This window comes from Streptomyces sp. NPDC028289, from assembly GCF_055565975.1.
The window spans coordinates 817,184-835,152 of the sequence record NZ_JBVHTI010000003.1 but is presented as its reverse complement, the minus strand read 5'-3'; the positions used below and the strand labels follow the sequence as shown (position 1 = coordinate 835,152).

Genomic DNA, 17,969 nt, shown 5'->3' with positions numbered 1-17,969 from the left:
ACGGGGGCTTCTGATGTCAGCGGTGGAGCGGCAGCAGTGGGACGTCGTGGTCGTCGGCGCCGGCGGGGCCGGACTGCGCGCCGCGATCGAGGCGCGCGAGCGGGGCGCCCGTACGGCGGTGATCTGCAAGTCGCTGTTCGGCAAGGCGCACACGGTGATGGCCGAGGGCGGTATCGCGGCGGCCATGGCCAACGTCAACGAGCACGACAACTGGCAGGTCCACTTCCGCGACACCCTGCGCGGCGGCAAGTTCCTCAACCAGTGGCGGATGGCCGAACTGCACGCCAAGGAGGCCCCGGACCGGGTCTGGGAGCTGGAGACCTGGGGCGCCCTCTTCGACCGCACGAAGGACGGGAAGATCTCCCAGCGCAACTTCGGCGGCCACGAGTACCCGCGCCTCGCCCACGTCGGCGACCGCACGGGCCTTGAGCTGATCCGGACCCTGCAGCAGAAGATCGTCTCGCTCCAGCAGGAGGACGAGAAGGAGACCGGTGACTACGAATCCCGGCTCAAGGTCTTCCAGGAGTGCACGGTCACCCGGATCCTCAAGGACGGCACACGGGTCTCCGGGGTCTTCGCGTACGAGCGGGAGACCGGCCGTTTCTTCGTCCTCGAAGCGCCCTCCGTGGTGATCGCGACCGGGGGCATCGGCAAGTCCTTCAAGGTGACGTCGAACTCCTGGGAGTACACCGGGGACGGGCACGCGCTCGCCCTGCTGGCCGGGGCGCCGCTGCTCAACATGGAGTTCGTGCAGTTCCACCCGACCGGCATGGTCTGGCCGCCGTCGGTGAAGGGGATCCTGGTCACCGAGTCGGTGCGTGGCGACGGCGGGGTGCTGCGCAACTCCGAGGGCAAGCGGTTCATGTTCGACTACATCCCGGACGTCTTCAAGGAGAAGTACGCCGAGTCCGAGGAGGAGGGCGACCGCTGGTACGAGGACCCGGACCACAACCGGCGTCCCCCGGAGCTGCTCCCCCGCGACGAGGTGGCCCGCGCCATCAACTCCGAGGTGAAGGCGGGCCGCGGCTCCCCGCACGGCGGGGTCTTCCTGGACGTGTCGACGCGGATGCCCGCCGAGGTCATCCGGCGCCGGCTGCCGTCCATGTACCACCAGTTCAAGGAGCTGGCGGACGTCGACATCACGGCGGAGGCGATGGAGGTCGGGCCGACCTGCCACTACGTGATGGGCGGGGTCGCGGTGGACTCCGACACCGCCGCCGCCCGCGGCGTACCGGGGCTGTTCGCGGCCGGTGAGGTGGCCGGCGGCATGCACGGCTCCAACCGGCTCGGCGGCAACTCGCTCTCCGACCTGCTGGTGTTCGGGCGCCGGGCGGGCTGGCACGCCGCCGACCACGCGGCGGACCTCGACGAGCGCCCGACGGTGGACGACGAGCAGATCGACGCGGCGGCGGCCGAGGCGCTGCGGCCCTTCTCCGCCGAGGGTCAGGAACCCGGCTCCGGTCCGCCGGAGAACCCGTACACCCTCCACCAGGCGCTCCAGCAGTCCATGAACGACCTGGTCGGCATCATCCGCCGGGAGGGCGAGATGGAGCAGGCCCTGGAGAAGCTCGCCGAGCTGCGGGTGCGGGCGCGCCGGGCCGGGGTGGAGGGGCACCGCCAGTTCAACCCCGGCTGGCACCTCGCCCTGGACCTCAGGAACATGCTGCTGGTCAGCGAGTGCGTGGCCCGGGCGGCGCTGGAGCGCACCGAGTCGCGCGGCGGGCACACCCGCGAGGACCATCCGACGATGGACCGCCGGTGGCGCCCGGTCAACCTGCTCTGCCGGCTGGCCGAACCCACGGGCGGGTTGGCGGCCACCGACCCGGAGCGCGGCCAGATCGACCTCACCCGCGAGACCACCGACCCCATCCGAGCCGACCTGCTCGCCCTCTTCGAGAAGGAGGAGCTGGTCAAGTACCTCGCCGAAGAGGAGCTGTACGAATGAGCGGCTACACGGCCCACTTCCGGGTGTGGCGGGGCGACGTCGAGGGCGGCGGCCTGGAGGACTTCAAGGTCGAGGTGAACGAGGGCGAGGTGGTCCTGGACATCATCCACCGCATCCAGGCCACCCAGGCCGCCGACCTGGCCGTCCGCTGGAACTGCAAGGCGGGCAAGTGCGGTTCGTGCTCGGCGGAGATCAACGGCCGCCCGCGCCTGATGTGCATGACCCGCATGTCCGTCTTCGAGCAGGACGAGACCGTCACGGTCACCCCGCTGCGCGCCTTCCCGGTCATCCGCGACCTGGTCACCGACGTCGGCTTCAACTACCAGAAGGCCAGGGAGGTCCCGGCCTTCGTGCCGCCCGCCGGGGTCGGCCCCGGCGAGTACCGGATGTTCCAGGAGGACGTGGACCGCTCCCAGGAGTTCCGCAAGTGCATCGAGTGCTTCCTGTGCCAGGACACCTGCCACGTCGTCCGCGACCACGAGGAGAACAAGACGGCCTTCGCCGGCCCGCGTTTCCTCATGCGCGTCGCCGAACTGGACATGCACCCGCTGGACGCGGCGGAAGCCTCCGGCCTGGACCGCAAGCGCACGGCCCAGGACGAACACGGCCTCGGCTACTGCAACATCACCAAGTGCTGTACGGAGGTGTGCCCGGAGGGCATCCACATCACCGACAACGCCCTGATCCCCCTGAAGGAGCGGGCCGTCGACCGCAAGTACGACCCGCTGGTGTGGCTCGGCTCGAAGATCAGGAGGCGCCCCGCAGGAGGCTGAGCACCTGCCGCAGGCTGGACTCGGCGATGTCCCGCATCGTTTCGCGCTCCGGGAAGTCGCCGTCCAGCAGCCTGAGCGGCCCGGCGACGAGGTTGAGGTGCATCGCCAGCCGGTACAGGGCCATCCGGTCCTCGTCGAGGTCGGCGGTGCGCAGCACGTCGTAGGCGGGCCCGAAGCGGAGCTGCAGGAAGACGTGCTCCCATTCGGCGTCGAAGTACATCAGGCCTTCGATGTCGATGAGTGCGGGATCGCCCTCCTCGGTCACCAGGACGTGGTCCGGGCCGAGTTCGCCGTGCACCAGGGAGGCGTGGTCGCGCGGTTCGACCGCGTCGTAGAGCTCGTGCACGCGCTCGGCCAGCGCCCGCCGCGCCTCGCGCAGCCGGGGATCCCGCTCGGCCACCTCCGCGATGTCGCGCATCGCGCGGTCCGCGACGACCTGTTCGCAGGAGCTGCCGAGCGGCTTCCCGCCCTCCTCCACCAGGGCGGCCTTCCCGTACCCGGCGGAGACGTGCTCGCGGAGCACGCCGAGCGTTCCCGCCAGCCGGGCCAGCGGCACCCGTGCGGCGCCCGGGTCGCTGCGCAGCAGCACCTCCAGGCTGCCGCCGCGGACGTCCTCGACGACCGCGGCGAAGGCGGGCAGGTGCCGGGCGTCCTCGTCGGCGAACAGCAGGCGCGGGGTGCGCACGCCGAGTTCGGTCAGCAGGTCGTGGGCGGACAGGAACAGGCCGAGGCCGGAGGCGTGCGCGAAGGGGTCGCGGATGTCGGCGTCGACGGGCCCCCAGTAGTCCTCCTCCGGGGACCAGACGTACGCGATCGCGCTCCGGCCGTTGTCGAGGGCGAGCCGGTAGACGCCTTTCTTGCTCCCGCCGCGCAGCCGGGTGACGGCTGCGGGAGCACGGCCGAGGGCCTCGCGGGAGAGCGACGCGAGGTCGTCACGGGTGAGGTGGGCACGAGCGGTTGTCATGACGTACGAACCCAGTCCTTCCGATAGGAGGTCCAGTCATCCTCGGTGGCGGCGAAGTCGACGTACAGGGCGACGCCGAAGGTAGCGCGATCCGGGTCCGTCCGTGACAGTCCCAGCCGAACCCCGCGCACGGCCGCCGGCACGGTCTCCGCGTGCGCCCAGTGCCCGAACCGGTTCTCGTGGTAGAAGGGCAGCCCCATGAGGAGATCGGTGTCCGCCGGTGTGACCTCCAGCGCAAGGCTGGTCTGCTGCGCGACGTACCCGCCGTACAGGCTCTGCAGCGGCTGCATGGTGTCGTACGACATCACCGCGATCTGGTCCACCCGCCGGGCGACTTGCCCGAAATACTCCTGCGACCACCATTTCGGATGACCGGTGACGGTACCCCAGAAGGAGTGAAAGGCCGGCAGCGGATCGATCTGGTGTGCGGCGACGGAGAGCAGCGGGGTCGCGGGGCGCAGGGCGTCGAGGAGGGCGAGGTAGTTGCGGTCGCCGGAGTGCAGCGGCTCCAGGTCGAAGTGGACCCCGTCGAACCCCGCGGCGACGACCTGCCGCGCCGACGCGACGACGGCGTCGCGCGTCGCCTTCTTCTCCAGATGCATCGCATCCGGCTTCTCGGGCGCGAGCTCGTCCCCGAGCCAGGCCTGCACCCGGACGCCGGGGAGTTTTCGATGCACGGCTGTTATCAGCCAACGGGCCTTGGGGTAGGCCGATTTGGGCAGCGTGCCGTTGTGCTCCAGTGGTCCGGCATGGACGTAGAGGTCGCGAATGCCGGTGCCCGCGAGCCGGGCGGCGAGGGCGGTGACGTCGGCGTCGGTCCTACGACCGTCGACCCACGCGTGACCGAGCCAGAGGGCGTCCCGGTTCCGGCTGTACGTTCCGGCCTTCGGGTCGCCGGCGTAGTTGATGCGGAGGGCGGTCTCGGCGATGAGGAGGGGGAGCAGGAGGACGAAGAGGACGAGGAGGACGCGTAGCGTCCATCTGCCGACTTTCGTTTTCCCACCCGGCCGACCCGTGCGGCTCGCGTCGTCGGGTGCGGGTGGCCCCTGCCGGGGTCCGGGCGCGTCGGCGGGTGCGGGTGGTGCCGGCGTGGGGGGCGGGTTGTCGGAGGGAGCGGCCGGGACCGGCTCGGAGGCCGGATCGCCGGAGGGGGCGGGTGATGCCGACGGGGAGTTCGGTTCGCCGGCGGGCCGGGCCGGGTCCGGGGCGGTGGTGGGTTTCGGGTTGTTCTCCTGGTTCGGGCTCCGTTTCATGTTCCGCTCCCCATTTCTCCTCGTCCCCCGGCTGTCTCCGCCCCGGTCGCGAAGCCGACTGGCTCCCCATACGCTCCGAAATGTGACGTCATCCTTGATCCGGGGTCGGCCGAGGCATGCCACGGGGCACATAGCCGTGCGGGTGGGGCATGCGGTGCTGGGCGGGGTGGCCGGGGCGGTCTGGCTGGTGTTGCCGGTGATGACGAGCGTCACTCAAGATCCGGTTCCCGTGGCGGGCGGCGGAACGGTGGCCGCGGCCCAGGCGGCGGACGGGGCGTCGGCGACCGACTACGTCCTGCCGCTCGTCGCCGTGGCGGCGGCCGGCGCACTGGGCGGCTACGGATACGTGCGCCGGATACGGCGGGCCCGCTCGCGCACCACGCCGGGCGTCCTCTCCCCCGCCCCGCCGGCTCCGACGCCCGCCGATGTCGAGCGGCAGGCCCGGACCTCCCTGGTCCTCGCCGACGACTGCGTCCGCACCAGCCGGGAGGCCCTCGGGTACGTCCACGGGGCCACGTCCGCCGAACGGGCCCTGCGGGCCGCCGAGACGGAGTTGACGGCCGCGTTCGCGATATGGCGGCGGTACGAGGAGGGGGTGCCGGGGGACGACGCCGGCCGGCGCCAGGCACTGGTGGGCGTGGTCGGGCGGTGCGCGGAGGCGGGGCGGCAACTGGACGCGGAGGCGGCGGGATTCGACGCCGCGTGGGACGCGGGGGATGCGCTGGCCGAGGCCGAGGGGCGGTTCCGGCAGCTGGCGGGGCGGACCGGCGGGGTGGCGGCGGCGCTGGCCGGGGCGGGTGAGCGGTACGGTGCGGCCGCGGTCGGGCCCGTCGTCGGACACGTCGAACAGGCCAAGGACCGGCTGGTGTTCGCCACCTCACGGCTCAACCAGGCCCGCCAGGCCGCCGATTCGGGCGACGACGACGGGTTCCGGCGGGGGGTGCGGGCCGCCGAGGGGGCCGTGGCGCAGGCCGGGGTGCTGCTGGGCGGCGTGAAGCGGCTGGCGGAAGAGCTGCGGACGGCGGCGGCGCTGGTGCCGGCCGCCCTCACCGGCGCCGAGGCGGAGCTGGCGGGTCTGCGGGGGACGGCGTTGCCGCCGCGGCTGGCGCATGCCGACGCCGTGCTGGCCGGCGTGCGGGGGCAGGTGACCGGCGGGCCGTACGACCCGTTGGACGCGCTGCGCCGGGTCGTGCGGGCGGTGGAGGGGACGGGGGGCGGGCGGGCCGGGGTGATCGCGGCGGGGGCGGGGCTGGTGGCGCGCAGTGCGCTGGGGGTGGCGGACGACTTCGTGGGGACGCATCGGGCGGCTGTGGGGGCGGAGGCGCGGGCGCTGCTGGCCGCTGCGGGGCGGGCTGCGCCCGCGGACGCCGACCGGCTGGCGCGGCGGGCGTGGGAGTTGGCGGAGCGGGATGTGCGGGCGCACGGGAACCCGTTCACCGGGGAGGGCGGCCACGGGAGTGGGGTGGCGGGGGCGGTGCTCGGGGGCGTGCTGCTGGGTGAGGAGGGGGACGGGGGGCCGGTGGTGGCCTTCGGGGGGCCCGAGAGCAGGGGGCGGTTGGGGTAGCGCGTCAGAGGGTGCCGCGGGGGGTCGTCGGGCGGCTACGGGTCCGCGGGGGCTTGTCGCGCAGTTCCCCGCGCCCCTAAAAGCAGGGGGTTGCGCGAGCGCCCTGCAGAAGCGCGGCGCCGTATCGGTATGCGCTCACCAGAGCGCCCCAAAGGGGCGCGGGGAACTGCGCGACCAGCCCCCGCGGCGTCGCGCCATGACCACGGCCTCCTCAGAACAGACTGAGCAGCGCCTCCGCAGGGTCGGTCAGGCCCGTCTCGCCGTCCGGGAGCGGGAGTTCGAACCACACCGTCTTGCCCCGCGGCGTCCGGCGTGAGCCCCACGCCGCGCTCAGGAGGCCGACCAGCTGGAGGCCGCGGCCACCCTCGTCGGTGTCCCGGGCGCGTCGGCGCCTCGGCTGGACCAGGCCGGAGTCCCAGACCTCGCAGACCAGGGTCCGGTCGAGGAGGAGGCGGAGCCTTATGTCGCCCTCGCCGTACCGCAGCGCGTTGGTGACGAGTTCGCTGACCAGGAGTTCCGTCGTGTCGACCAGCGGCTCCAGGTCCCAGGTGAGCAGCTGGCCGCGGGCGTACTCGCGGGCGCGGCCGACGCTGCGGGGCTCGCGTGGGAGCGTCCAGTCGCCGACGGAGTCGGCCGGCAGCCCCTGTACACGTGCCATCAGCAGCGCGATGTCGTCCTCGCCGTGGTGCGTGTCGAGGGTGTTGAGGACGTGGTCGCAGACGTCCTCCAGGGGCTGGGCGGGGTCCGTGAGGGCCCCTACGAACGCCTGGAGGCCCTCGTCGAGGGGGTGGTCGCGGGATTCGACCAGGCCGTCGGTGTAGAGCGCGAGCAGGGCACCCTCGGGGAGTTCGACCTCGACCTCCTCGAAGGGCTCGCCGCCGACGCCGAGCGGCATGCCGGGCGGCACGTCGAGCATCAGGGCGGCCTCGCCCGGTTCCACGAGGACGGGTGGCAGGTGGCCGGCGTTGGCGAACGTACAGCGTCTCGTGACGGAGTCGTAGACGGCGTACACACACGTGGCGAGGTAGACCTCGGAGAGGTCGGCGTCGCGGGGCTGGCGGGCCGTGCGGGTGGCCTGCTGGACCCCGCCGGGGGTGCCGAGACCGCGGGCGATCTCGTCCAGCGCGGAGAGCACCTCGGCCGGTTCGAGGTCGAGCAGGGCCAGCGTGCGGACCGCGGTGCGCAGTTCGCCCATCGCGACCGCCGCGCGCAGCCCCCGGCCCATCACGTCTCCCACCACCAGCGCCGTGCGGTGGCCGGGGAGTTCTATGACGTCGAACCAGTCGCCGCCGACCTCGGTGGCCGCGTTGCCGGGCAGGTAGCGGCAGGCGATGTCCAGGCCGGAGGCCTCCGGGTCGCCGGGCGGGAGCAGGGACCGTTGCAGTATCAGCGCGCGTTCGTGCTCGCGCCGGTAGAGCCGGGCGTTGTCGATGCAGACGGCGGCGCGGGCGGCCAGCTCCACGGCGAGCTCCCGGTCGCGGTCGCCGAACGGCTCGCTGCCCTTGGTGCGGGCGAACTGGGCGAGGCCGACGACCGTGTCGTGGGCGACCATGGGCACCGCCAGCGTGGACTGGACGAGGCCGCCCTCCGCCGCCGGCACGTGCTGCGGGCGGGCCGTGCGCAGGGCGTCCGCGCACGGGGAGTTGAAGGGGTAGTGGTGGACGGCGCCGACGGCGACCGGGGCGCCGCCGCCCACGAAGGGGGCGTCGGAGACCGCGCTGGCGAAGGCGACCCGGCGCAGTTCGGCGCTGCCGTCGGCGAGTCCCGGCGGGGTCTCGTCGCCGGCCAGCAGACCCTGGTAGAGGTCGACGGTGGCGAGGTCGCAGAAGCCGGGGACGACCACGTCGAGGAGTTCGCGGGCGGTGGTCTCCAGGTCCAGGGAGTTGCCGATGCGGGCGCCGGCCTCGTTGAGGAGGGCGAGGTTGCGCCGGGCGGCGGCGGCCTCGCGGGCGGCGGCGCGGCGGGCGGTGATGTCGAGACCGAGCCAGGCGATACCGATGGGGCGGCCGGTGCCGCTGTGCACCCGGTAGAGGTTGATGGACCAGTGCCGGCGCTCCTCGGAGCCCGGCACGAAGCCCGTGACGTGCATGTCCGTGATGGAGTTGCCGGTCTCCAGGACCCGGCGCAGGGTGGCCGCGACCCGCTCGGCCTCGGAGCGCGGGAGGTAGTCGTGGACGCCCTTGCCGCGGTGGTCCTCGGGGGTGCCGCCGAAGATGGAGGAGAACCGTACGTTGGCGCGGCGGATCCGCAGGTCGGTGTCGATCAGCAGGAAGCCGAAAGGAGATTGACCGAATATCGACTGCGAGGCCGCGAGGTCGGTCTCGATGCTGCGCAGGGTGCGGACGTCGACCACGATGCACACGGCCGCGTTCTCGCCCTCGGCGGTGCGGGTGGGCATGACGTAGACCTCGGCGATGCCCTCCTCGCCGCGCTCGCCGTCCGCCGTGTCGGGCATCCGGAACGGGACCACGCCGGTCCACTCCCGCCCATCGAGGATCTCGGCCATCTTCCGCTGGCCGCGCTCGCGCAGGTCCGGGGCGACGAACGCCTCGATGGGGTCCATGCCGACGGCGCGCTCGGCGGGGATGCCGAAGATCTGCTCGGCGCGCAGACTCCACTGGTCGACCAGGCCGCCGGCGCCGATGGAGAACGAGGCGACCTTGATGTAGTCGTAGATCGAGCCGGGCGGGCTGCTCTGCCACACGGCGTCGCCAGGGGCCGCGGCTGTCTCCGCGGTCCCCGCCCTCGCGCCGTCCGACGGGTCCTCGGACTCCGTGGCCTTAGCTGGTATCTCGCTCACGCGAACCGTCCCCTCCAGCTCACCGCGTCCGGCACCGGTCACCGGGTGCGGCTGCCCGCAGTATCCAGCACTACGGTGCCGCCTGACACGGTGTTCACGATCACAGCACGGTCCCGACGATTTCCGGACCGGACCGTGACAACACTTCCAGTCTTCTAACCAGGGAACACGCCGTCGAATCACGCACTCCGGCACGCGTTGATCGGCCACTCTCGCGGGTGGACGACGTAGCACTGCGTGTACATCCCGTTCACCCCGTTCACCCTGGTACGGCCAGCTCGAACCAGACCGTCTTGCCGTTGTCTCCCCGACGGGTACCCCAGCTGCGCGAGGAGCCCGCCACGAGCTGGAGGCCGCGGCCGCTCTCGTCGTCGGGGCTGGCGGCGCGCTCGCGCGGCGGGTCCGGGAGGGGGTCGGAGACCTCCACGCGCAGGGTGTCGCCGAGCTCCGGGGGGCGGACGAGGCGTACGCCGATGGGGCCGGTGGCGTGTCGCAGCGAGTTGGTGACCAGCTCGCTGACCAGCAGGGCGGCGAGGTCGGCGAGGCCGTCCAGGCCCCAGCCCCGCAGCTGGTCTCGGACCGCGGTCCGGGCGGTGCGCACGGCGCCCGGTTCCGCGGGAAAGGTCCACTCGGCGGTGTCACCTTCGGTGTCGATCACACCGATCACTTCCCAGTCGCTTCCCCCGGCTGCGAGCCCGGCACTGTCCGGTTTCGTGGGGTTAATGGGCACATACCCGATTACCGGAGGGCAGTACCGCGAGAGAGGGCGCACTGTGGTGCGAACGGCTTACGCCGGGAGGGCCGAGCGCCTAGGAGCTCGGGGGGCGCGGGTGTCGGGCGGGTGCGGCGCGGTGGGGGCTTGTCGCGCAGTTCCCCGCGCCCCTGTTCGTCGGGGCTGCGCCCCGGACTCGATCCGCCTGTCGCGCCCACGCGGCGGGAGCCGCAAGTCCAATGCGGCCCGCGCCCCTGTTCGTCGGGGCTACGCCCCGCGTCCCAGCATGGCGGTGACCGCGCGTACCGCCGGCCCGTCCTGGTCCAGCCAGTTCACGTCCCAGATCTCCTCCGGGGTCAGCCAGCGCAGCTCGTCGTGGTCCTGGAGGGGCTTGGGGTCCGGGGAGCCGGGGTGGAGGCGGGCGGTCCACACCTGGAGGACGTACGGGGGCCGCAGGGGCCACTCTCCCGGTACGCGCGTCAGCGTCTGCGCCTCGATGCCCAACTCCTCGCGCAGCTCGCGCACGAGGGCGTGCTCGGGGGTCTCGCCGGGCTCGACCTTGCCGCCGGGAAGCTCCCAGCGGCCGGCCAGCTCGGGGGGTGCGCTGCGGCGGGCCGCGAGGAGGCGGCCGGTGTCGAGCAGGGCGGCTCCGACCACCACGATCCGTTCGCTCATGGGCCGGAGCCTACGGGAGGGTCAGTTCCTGCTGGCCCCGTCCCCGTTGGCGTGACCGATGCGCTCGACCCAGTAGAGCTGCTTGTGTCCGCGGTCGTCGAGACTGTCGGCGATCTTCTGCGCCTCGGCCCGGGTCGCGTACCGGCCGACGCGGTAGCGATTGCCGTTGTCGTCCTGCCGTATGACGAGCCAGGGGAGAGAGACCGTGCCTTCCGTCATCGCGCCCCTCCGCATCTCCCGGCTCCCGTCCATCCCCGCCCCACTAAGGAAACCGCACTCCGCATATGCCCGAGCGTACGCCTAACCTTTACGCAGCGAATACGCCTTTTCACAAAGAGGTACGCAACCAGCCAGAACGGTGGGGGCGCACGACAACGAATGCGCCGCTCGCGCGCCCCGTACTTCGGGTCGCGAGCATGCCGAGGACAGCCGGTTCACCTGGGAGAACGGCCGGATTCCAGCGGCGGGCACAGGTTCGTGCCCGAGTCGTGAAGGCGTCAACCATCGCAAGGGTGTGCGCTACTTCACGGTGAGGTGGTAGGCCCGGCTACCTCACCGGCAGATGGTAGGAGGCCCGGTAGCGGTCCGCCGGGATGACGACGTCCGCGGTCTCCACCGGGCGGCCGGAGGCGTAGTACGTCCGCTGGATCACCAGGACGACATGGCCGGGGACCCCGCCCAGGGTGAGCAGTTCCTCGGCGAGGCCGGGGCGGGCGCCGACCTCCTCCGTGACGTTGTCCACGACGACGTCGATGGCGCGCATCCGCTCGACCACGCCCATCCCGCCGAGCGGGCCCTCCTCGGGCAGCATCACGGGGGTGCGGCCGGTGACGGCGAGGGGCTCCCAGGAGGTGGAGAGCATCATCGGCTCCCCGGCGTCCCGGAACAGGTACCGGGTGCACATCACGCGGTCGCCGACGTGGATGCCGAGCCGGTCGGCGATCGCGGCGCCCGCCCCGGTCTGCTCGCTGCTGGACTCCCAGGTGCCGCGCGCCGCCGCGTCGGACTGCTCCTGGCGGAACGGGGTGGCGCCGCCGGCCGGGCGGTAGCCGGAGCGGGCCACCCGCCGGGGCACGGGCCGCTCGCGCACATAGGTCCCGGAGCCGGACCGGCCCTCGACCAGCCCCTCGGCCATCAGCACCTTGCGGGCCTCCAGGGCGACCGTGTCCGAGACGCCGTACTCCTCGCGGATGCGGGCCTGGGAGGGCAGCCGGGTGTGGGGCGGCAGCGAACCGTCGACGATCTTCTTGCGGAGATCACCCGCGACACGCAGATACGCCGGCTGCTCACCGAAAGTCACTGGCCGCTCCCATCAGGTTGTACAGACAGCAACAGCGTGGCAACCGTGGGTTGAGCCATGCAAGCAAAGGCCAGAGAATCACTCGATGTGATGACATGTGGCCCGGGGAGGCTTTACGCAGGCACTTTCTCCCCGTTATAGCCGCGATCACACCTCCATGCCGGAGCCACTTCCTCCGCTGCCGGAGCCGCCGCCCCCGTCGTCGTACGAGGGCGGGGTCGTGGCGAGGCCCAGAGCCTTGCGGGCGGTGACGGTCCGCTTCGGGTCGAGGAGCGCCGAGCCCTTGTCGTAGTGGGCGTAGTACGTGTCCGCGTCCGTGGCCTTCGCGGCCTTCGCCCACTCCGTCCGCGCCTTGTCGAGGTCCGCGATCAGGTCGCCCACCGGCTTCTTTCCGTCCGGGCCCCAGTCGTGCGCGCGCAGCATCGCGGTCTGCTTGCCGAGGGCCGTGGTCACCCGGTCCGCCCACTGCCGGTAGCCGGGCAGGTCGTCCTCGACGTACTCGGCCTCGGGGACGCCGGCGAGGGCGGTGTTGAGGACGTGCGCGGCGTCGAGGTAGGCGACCTGGTCGTTGTCCAGCACGCTCTCGTCGTTGCGCAGCGAGCCGGACAGGGTGCGGCCCTCGGTCGTGTTGCCGAAGACGCAGGCGACCTCCCGGTCGCCGTACTCCCAACTGTCCGCGCTGGGCGTGAAGTAGTACACGTCGACGTCGCCGGGGATCGCCCAGCCGTCCATTGCGTAGCCGTCCTCCAGACCGTAGCAGCGCCGGTCGGCGGAGTCGCCGACGCTGTCGTCGCCCGGGTAGTCCGAGCCCTTGAGCCGGTAGGTGGCGAAGACCTCGCCGTCGTGCGCCTTCTCGCAGTCCACGACGGTGACGTCGGAGACCAGGTCGCCGGTGAGCGTGCCGTCGGGGGTGTCGAAGCAGTCGCCGGTGGACAGGGAGAGGCTGGAGCCGTCGTTCGCGCCCTCCTTGACGCCCTCCCAGAACTCCGCCGCCCCGCCGGTGGCCAGCACCAGCACCCACAGGGCCAGCCCGAGTGCGGAGAGCACCGACCCGATGACCGCCATCGCCCTGCCGCGCTCACCCCGCCTGCGGATCTGCCCCAGCCCGACCAGCCCCAGCACCAGCCCCACCCCCGGCAGACAGCACAGCAGCCCGAGCACGAGGGAGGCGATGGCGAGCCCGTTGACGGGCGGCTGCGGCGCGTAGGGGCCGTAGCCCTGGCCCCAGGGCTGGTACGGCCCCGGGTACGGCGGCTGCTGCCCGTACGGCGCCTGCGGGTACTGCGGGTACTGCGGCTGGCCCGACTGGGGCGGTGGGTAGGGCCCTTGTGGCTGGTGGGGGCCGGGGGGCGGAGGTATGGACACCGGTACCGTGCTCCTGAGGGGGCGTCGGGCCGCGCGGAAACGGACGGCTGAACTGACGTACGACTGCGCGCATCGTAAGCGCGCCGTGAACGGGGGCGGAATGAGGGTGGGGACGGCGGCCGCGCGCGCGGTGAACGGGCCGACCGCACCCCGGCTTCCCGGTGGACCACCGCCCCTTCGGCTTCCTCGCCCCGCACCGGCACTCCCGGCTCGTCCTCGCGGCGGGCCGGGTCACGGACCCCCTGCCCTTCCCCGAGTACCCCTGGGAGGACGACGAATGAACGAGACCGTCAGCGCCGTCAACGCGCTCACCGCACGCTGGGCGCGGCAGACCAGACAGGGCACGGTCTTCTCGGCCGCCGGTGTCTGGCCGCTGCTGGCCTTCCTCGCCGACGGCGCCGCCGGCCCGGCCCGGGACGAGCTGACCCGGGCCGTGGGCAGGCAAGCCGATCAAGCTGCCGCCGGTGCGCGGGAGTTACTCACGGGGCTGGATTCGATACCGGGCGTCGGGTCGGCTCTGGGGCTGTGGACCGACCGGGCGCTGGAACTGCGTGAGCCGTGGGCGGCGGGGCTGCCGGCCGACGCGCACGGGGTGCTCGGCGCCGATCTCGCGGCCTCCCGTCAGGCGCTGGACGCGTGGGCGGCGAAGCGCACGCAGGGGCTGGTCGAGCGGCTGCCGGTGCGGCTCGCCGAGGGCGCCCGGCTGGTGCTGGCGACCGCGCTGGCGCTGCGCACGGACTGGCAGCACCCGTTCCGGGAGACGGTGCTGCGGCCCGGCTCCGGGCCCTGGCAGGGGCGGGTCCTGGCCGGTCTGCACCGCAGCAGCGTCCGGCCCGACCGGATCGGGGTGACCGCGGGTCCGGACGGCCACGTCACCACGCTGAGGATCCCCGGCGACAACGGTCTCGACGTGCATCTGGTGCTCGGCGCCGAGGGGATGGCCCCGGGGCAGGTGCTGCACACGGGCATCGGCGTACTGGAGCGGGCCCTGCCGGTGACCACCGGCGGACAGCTCCCCTACGGGCCCGCGGGGCCGGGTGTGGTCGTGGAGCGGCAGCCGTCCGTCGCCCCGGACCCCATCCGGCTCGACGTGACCACCCCGGGCTTCACGGTCCGCGCCGACCACGACCTGCTCCAGCTGCACGGGCTGTTCGGGCTCTCCACGGCCGCCGACGCCCGCGGGGGGCACTTCCCCGGGATCAGTGCCGCGCCGCTCGCCGTCGGGGCGGCCGGGCAGTCCGCGGTCGCGGAGTTCGGGCCGCTGGGCTTCCGGGCCGCCGCGGTCACGGCGGTGGTGGCGGCGCCCGGCGGCGGCCCGCCGCAGTACCGGTACGAGTCGACGGTGGTCCGGGTCACCGTCGACCGGCCGTTCGGCTTCCTCGCCGTGCACCGGGAGAGCCGGCTGGTGCTGGTGGCGGGGTGGGTGACGGAGCCGGCGGTGGCCGGCTAGCCGGAGGGCCGCGATACGCCGTCGTCCGACTGCGGCGCCGTCGTGGCTGGTCGCGCAGTTCCCCGCGCCCCTGAAGGGGCGCTCGTGCAGCCCCCTGCTTTGAGGGGCGCGGGGAACTGCGCGACCAGCCCCCCCACGCACCCGCAGCCGAACGACGGCACATCCAGCGGTCCGGTCGCGGCTCAGGCGCCTGCCGTGAAGCGGAGCCTGAGGGTGCGGGCCTCCGGGCGCAGCGCGAACTCCGGCCACACGTCCGGTCCGCAGGCGCGGGAGCCGAGGCCGTGCTGGGCCGCGTCGATGATGAGGTGGCTGGTGGCGGACTCCGGGAGTTCGTAGGGGTGGGCGGCCCGGGCGATCTGCTGCGGGGTGTGGCGGGCGAGGGTGAAGCCGGGGCGCCGTCCACGGGTGTCGGGGAGGGCGTCGATGCGCAGCACCTCGGCGTCGCCGCTGGTCAGCGTGAGCCGGCGCAGCCGGGAGCGGTGGCCGGTCTCCTGGGGGCGCGCGTAGTCCACCGAAAGGTCCCGGACGGTGGCCGAGAACCGGCCGGTGCGGGCCGCGCGGAGGCTGTCGGGGTAGGACTCCAGCGGGCCCAGGCCGAACCACTCGGCGCCGTCCACGGGGGCCGTGCCGTCGGGCAGTTCGAAGCGGACCCCGATCCGCGGCCACACCGTCGTCCAGCCGCGCCCGGGCTCGATCTCCACCCGCAGTTCCAGTTCACCGTCCTCGACCGACCAGACCGACTCCACCGTCACCGAGAGCGTGGAGTCCGCGGCGGAGACCCGGTCGACGGTGCGCAGGGCGTCCGTGGCGTGCTCCACGCTGATCCGGCGTGCGGTCAGGCGGTCGAGGCCGTCGCGGCGCCACAGGTCGGCGCTGGACACGTCGGCCGTGCTGTTGTCGCTGCCCTCCAGCCGGTCGGCGGTGCCCTCGTCGTTGTCGGTCGGGGCGCGGAACAGCTCCAGCCGCGGCCCGGTCACGGCCCGCCCGGCGAGCCGGGTGAGGGATCCGCCGGTGAACTCGGCGATGCCGAGCGTGCGCGTTCCCTCGCCGGGCCGCCAGCCGGTCCGGCGCCGGACGGCGGGCACCGGCCGCGGCAGCGAGCGGTCCAGCTGGGCGGTGGCGATCTCGTGCCCGGCCGGGGCCCAGGCCGTCTCCGTCGCCAGCACCGCCTCGACCGTCAGCCAGGTCTCGGCGTCCGCGGCCACCTCGACCGGCGGCAGCGGCACCCGCTCCGACGCGCCCGCCGCCACGGCGGGGACCTCCAGCTCCCCCGCTGCCGCGGGCGTTCCGTCGTGTTCGACGCGCCAGCGGAACCGCAGGTCGGAGGTGTCGGCCGAGTGCCGCAGGTTGGTGACGGCGAGCTGGTCGCCGTCGAGGGCGAACCGGATCGGCTGGACGACCGCCTTGAACTCGTGGAGGCCGGGCGTCGGCACGTCGTCGCTGAGCACCATCCCGTCCATCACGAAGTTGCCGTCGTGCACGACCTCCCCGAAGTCGCCGCCGTAGGCGTAGTACGGCGTCCCGTCGGGGGCGGTGGCCAGGATGCCGTGGTCGCGCCACTCCCAGACGAAGCCGCCGTGCAGCCGCGGGTGGCGGTGGACCAGTTCCTCGTACTGGTCGAGGGCGCCCGGCCCGTTGCCCATCGCGTGGGCGTACTCGCAGAGCAGGAACGGCTTGGTGCGCTGCCGGGCACCCTGGGCTGGGGTGCAGCCGAGCAGCGGCGCCTGCGAGCCGTCGGTGCCGATCTGCTCGGTCTCCGGCACGGTCGAGTACATCCGGGAGTAGACGTCGGTGTAGTCCCCGGTGTAGTCGCCCTCGTAGTGCACGGGGCGCTCGGGGTCGCGGGCGTGCACCCAGGCGGACATGGCGGCGAGGTTGGCTCCGGTGCCGGCCTCGTTGCCGAGCGACCACATCACGACGCCGGGGTGGTTCTTGTCCCGCTCGACGGTGCGCTCGATGCGGTCCAGGCAGGCCGCGCGCCAGGCCGGGTCGTCGGTCGGGTTGCCGGTCCAGCCGGCCTTTTCGAAGCCGTGGGTCTCCAGGTCGCACTCCAGGACGACCCAGAAGCCGAGTTCGTCGGCGAGGTCGAGCAGCCGGGGGTGCGGCGGGTAATGGCTGGTGCGGATGGCGTTCACGTTGAACCGCTTCATCCGCGCCAGGTCGGCGCGGGCGTGCGCCTCGTCGAAGACCCGACCGCGCTCGGGGTGGGCCTCGTGCCGGTTCATGCCGTGGAAGACGACCTTGCGGCCGTTGACCAGGAACCGGTCGCCGCGGATCTCGACCGTGCGGAAGCCGGCCCGCAGGGCGATGCTCTCGGCGGCCGAGGACACGGTCACGTCGTACAGCCGGGGCAGTTCGGCCGACCAGGGCTCCACCTCCGGGACGTCGACGGGCGCCACGTCGGCCGCCGTCTCCCAGACCTGTTCCACGCCCAGTTCGGGGATGCGCAGGGTGACCGGGAACGCGGTCGCGTCGGCGGTGACCTCCGTCTCGACGCGCCCGCGCCCGCCGTCGTACCCGGTGCGCAGCCAGACGTCCTCGATGCCCCCGGCCGGGCGGGCGAGCAGGGTGACGTCCCGGAAGATGCCTGGCAGCCACCACTGGTCCTGGTCCTCCAGGTAACTGGCGGCCGACCACTGGTGCACGCGGACGGCGACGACGTTGTCGCCGGGGCGCACGGCGGAGGTGACGTCGAACTCGTGGGCCAGCCGGCTGCCGCTCGCGCCGCCGATCTCGACGCCGTTCACCCACACCTTGAACAGCGACTCGACCCCGTCGAACCGCAGGACGACCCGCTCGGCGTCCGGCCAGCCGGCGGGGAGGTCGAAGTGGCGGCGGTAGTCGCCGGTGGGGTTCTCGTCCGGGACATGCGGCGGGTCGATCGGGAACGGGAACTGGATGTTCGTGTACGCCGGCCGGCCATGGGCGCCATCGCCTTCCAGCACCCAGTGCGCGGGCACCGGGATGCTGTCCCAGCCCCGGTCGTCGAACTCCTCGGCGGAGAAGTCCGACGCCACGGCCGCCGTGGGCGACAGCCGGAAGCGCCAGGGGCCGTTCAGCGACAGGGACGGGGCGTCGGAGTGCAGCCAGGACCGGGCCGGGCGCAGGGCGCCGTGCCAGGGGGTGGGGTCCGATACGTACGCGGTGGGTTCGGAGGACAAGACGCAC

13 protein-coding genes are annotated in these 17,969 nt (G+C 73.2%); 4 read left to right on the top strand and 9 right to left on the bottom strand.

Annotation, left to right across the window (positions count from 1 at the left end; all coding sequences use genetic code 11):
- Positions 1-13: 13 nt before the first annotated feature.
- Positions 14-1,945: a fumarate reductase/succinate dehydrogenase flavoprotein subunit gene (locus ACZ4UV_RS17910; protein WP_451016263.1), complete on the top strand. Its 1,932-nt coding sequence runs from the start codon at positions 14-16 to the stop codon at positions 1,943-1,945.
- Entirely contained in the window at positions 1,942-2,718 is a 777-nt protein-coding gene (locus ACZ4UV_RS17905; RefSeq protein ID WP_388906911.1) for a succinate dehydrogenase/fumarate reductase iron-sulfur subunit, read from the top strand. The genes ACZ4UV_RS17910 and ACZ4UV_RS17905 overlap by 4 nt, the downstream gene beginning before the upstream one ends.
- Here the strand turns inward: ACZ4UV_RS17905 and ACZ4UV_RS17900 are convergent.
- Together ACZ4UV_RS17900 and ACZ4UV_RS17895 are read right to left on the bottom strand one after the other, a co-directional pair.
- The gene (locus ACZ4UV_RS17900) at positions 2,693-3,682 is read right to left on the bottom strand and encodes a phosphotransferase family protein (protein WP_467838856.1); all 990 of its coding nucleotides are present in this window, start codon (positions 3,680-3,682) and stop codon (positions 2,693-2,695) included. The two genes, ACZ4UV_RS17905 and ACZ4UV_RS17900, sit on opposite strands and share 26 nt — an antisense overlap.
- Positions 3,679-4,935, bottom strand: a complete 1,257-nt coding sequence (locus ACZ4UV_RS17895; protein ID WP_451016265.1) for a glycoside hydrolase family 18 protein — start codon at positions 4,933-4,935, stop codon at positions 3,679-3,681. The genes ACZ4UV_RS17900 and ACZ4UV_RS17895 overlap by 4 nt, the downstream gene beginning before the upstream one ends.
- Before the next feature lie 82 nt (positions 4,936-5,017).
- Here ACZ4UV_RS17895 and ACZ4UV_RS17890 point away from each other — a divergent pair, with 82 nt between their 5' ends.
- Positions 5,018-6,499: a hypothetical protein gene (locus ACZ4UV_RS17890; RefSeq protein WP_451016266.1), complete on the top strand. Its 1,482-nt coding sequence runs from the start codon at positions 5,018-5,020 to the stop codon at positions 6,497-6,499.
- Between the two features lie 211 nt (positions 6,500-6,710).
- On the opposite strand, the gene ACZ4UV_RS17885 is transcribed toward ACZ4UV_RS17890, so the two are convergent.
- The 6 genes from ACZ4UV_RS17885 to ACZ4UV_RS17860 all read right to left on the bottom strand — a co-directional run bounded on the left by ACZ4UV_RS17885 (position 6,711) and on the right by ACZ4UV_RS17860 (position 13,351).
- Positions 6,711-9,299, bottom strand: a complete 2,589-nt coding sequence (locus ACZ4UV_RS17885; RefSeq protein WP_390046596.1) for a SpoIIE family protein phosphatase — start codon at positions 9,297-9,299, stop codon at positions 6,711-6,713.
- 259 nt (positions 9,300-9,558) lie between these two features.
- The gene (locus tag ACZ4UV_RS17880) at positions 9,559-9,966 is read right to left on the bottom strand and encodes an ATP-binding protein (RefSeq protein ID WP_351489946.1); all 408 of its coding nucleotides are present in this window, start codon (positions 9,964-9,966) and stop codon (positions 9,559-9,561) included.
- Positions 9,967-10,278: 312 nt separating this feature from the next.
- Positions 10,279-10,686, bottom strand: coding sequence for a (deoxy)nucleoside triphosphate pyrophosphohydrolase (locus tag ACZ4UV_RS17875; RefSeq protein WP_451016267.1), 408 nt, complete (start codon positions 10,684-10,686; stop codon positions 10,279-10,281).
- 21 nt (positions 10,687-10,707) lie between these two features.
- Complete coding sequence (locus ACZ4UV_RS17870) at positions 10,708-10,905, bottom strand: SPOR domain-containing protein (protein WP_351489951.1); 198 nt, start codon at positions 10,903-10,905, stop codon at positions 10,708-10,710.
- A 328-nt stretch (positions 10,906-11,233) separates the two neighbouring features.
- Positions 11,234-11,986 (bottom strand): GntR family transcriptional regulator, encoded by a 753-nt coding sequence (locus ACZ4UV_RS17865; protein ID WP_294005575.1) that lies wholly within the window; start codon positions 11,984-11,986, stop codon positions 11,234-11,236.
- 147 nt (positions 11,987-12,133) lie between these two features.
- Positions 12,134-13,351, bottom strand: a complete 1,218-nt coding sequence (locus ACZ4UV_RS17860; protein ID WP_451016268.1) for a DUF4190 domain-containing protein — start codon at positions 13,349-13,351, stop codon at positions 12,134-12,136.
- A 277-nt stretch (positions 13,352-13,628) separates the two neighbouring features.
- Between ACZ4UV_RS17860 and ACZ4UV_RS17855 the strand changes: the two genes are divergently transcribed.
- On the top strand, positions 13,629-14,801 hold the full coding sequence (locus ACZ4UV_RS17855) for a serpin family protein (protein WP_451016269.1): 1,173 nt from the start codon (positions 13,629-13,631) through the stop codon (positions 14,799-14,801).
- A 182-nt stretch (positions 14,802-14,983) separates the two neighbouring features.
- On the opposite strand, the gene ACZ4UV_RS17850 is transcribed toward ACZ4UV_RS17855, so the two are convergent.
- Positions 14,984-17,962 carry a glycoside hydrolase family 2 TIM barrel-domain containing protein gene (locus ACZ4UV_RS17850; RefSeq protein ID WP_467838847.1) on the bottom strand — a complete coding sequence of 993 codons (2,979 nt, stop codon included), beginning with the start codon at positions 17,960-17,962 and terminating at the stop codon, positions 14,984-14,986.
- Between the last annotated feature and the right edge of the window lie 7 nt (positions 17,963-17,969).

Bases quoted from the DNA above. Each gene is read 5' to 3' on its own strand.
- ACZ4UV_RS17870 (WP_351489951.1), bottom strand. From the start codon at position 10,905: ATGACGGAAGGCACGGTCTCTCTCCCCTGGCTCGTCATACGGCAGGAC.
- ACZ4UV_RS17855 (WP_451016269.1), top strand. From the start codon at position 13,629: ATGAACGAGACCGTCAGCGCCGTCAACGCGCTCACCGCACGCTGGGCG.
- ACZ4UV_RS17910 (WP_451016263.1), top strand. From the start codon at position 14: ATGTCAGCGGTGGAGCGGCAGCAGTGGGACGTCGTGGTCGTCGGCGCC.
- ACZ4UV_RS17875 (WP_451016267.1), bottom strand. From the start codon at position 10,686: ATGAGCGAACGGATCGTGGTGGTCGGAGCCGCCCTGCTCGACACCGGC.
- ACZ4UV_RS17900 (WP_467838856.1), bottom strand. From the start codon at position 3,682: ATGACAACCGCTCGTGCCCACCTCACCCGTGACGACCTCGCGTCGCTC.
- ACZ4UV_RS17905 (WP_388906911.1), top strand. From the start codon at position 1,942: ATGAGCGGCTACACGGCCCACTTCCGGGTGTGGCGGGGCGACGTCGAG.
- ACZ4UV_RS17895 (WP_451016265.1), bottom strand. From the start codon at position 4,935: ATGAAACGGAGCCCGAACCAGGAGAACAACCCGAAACCCACCACCGCC.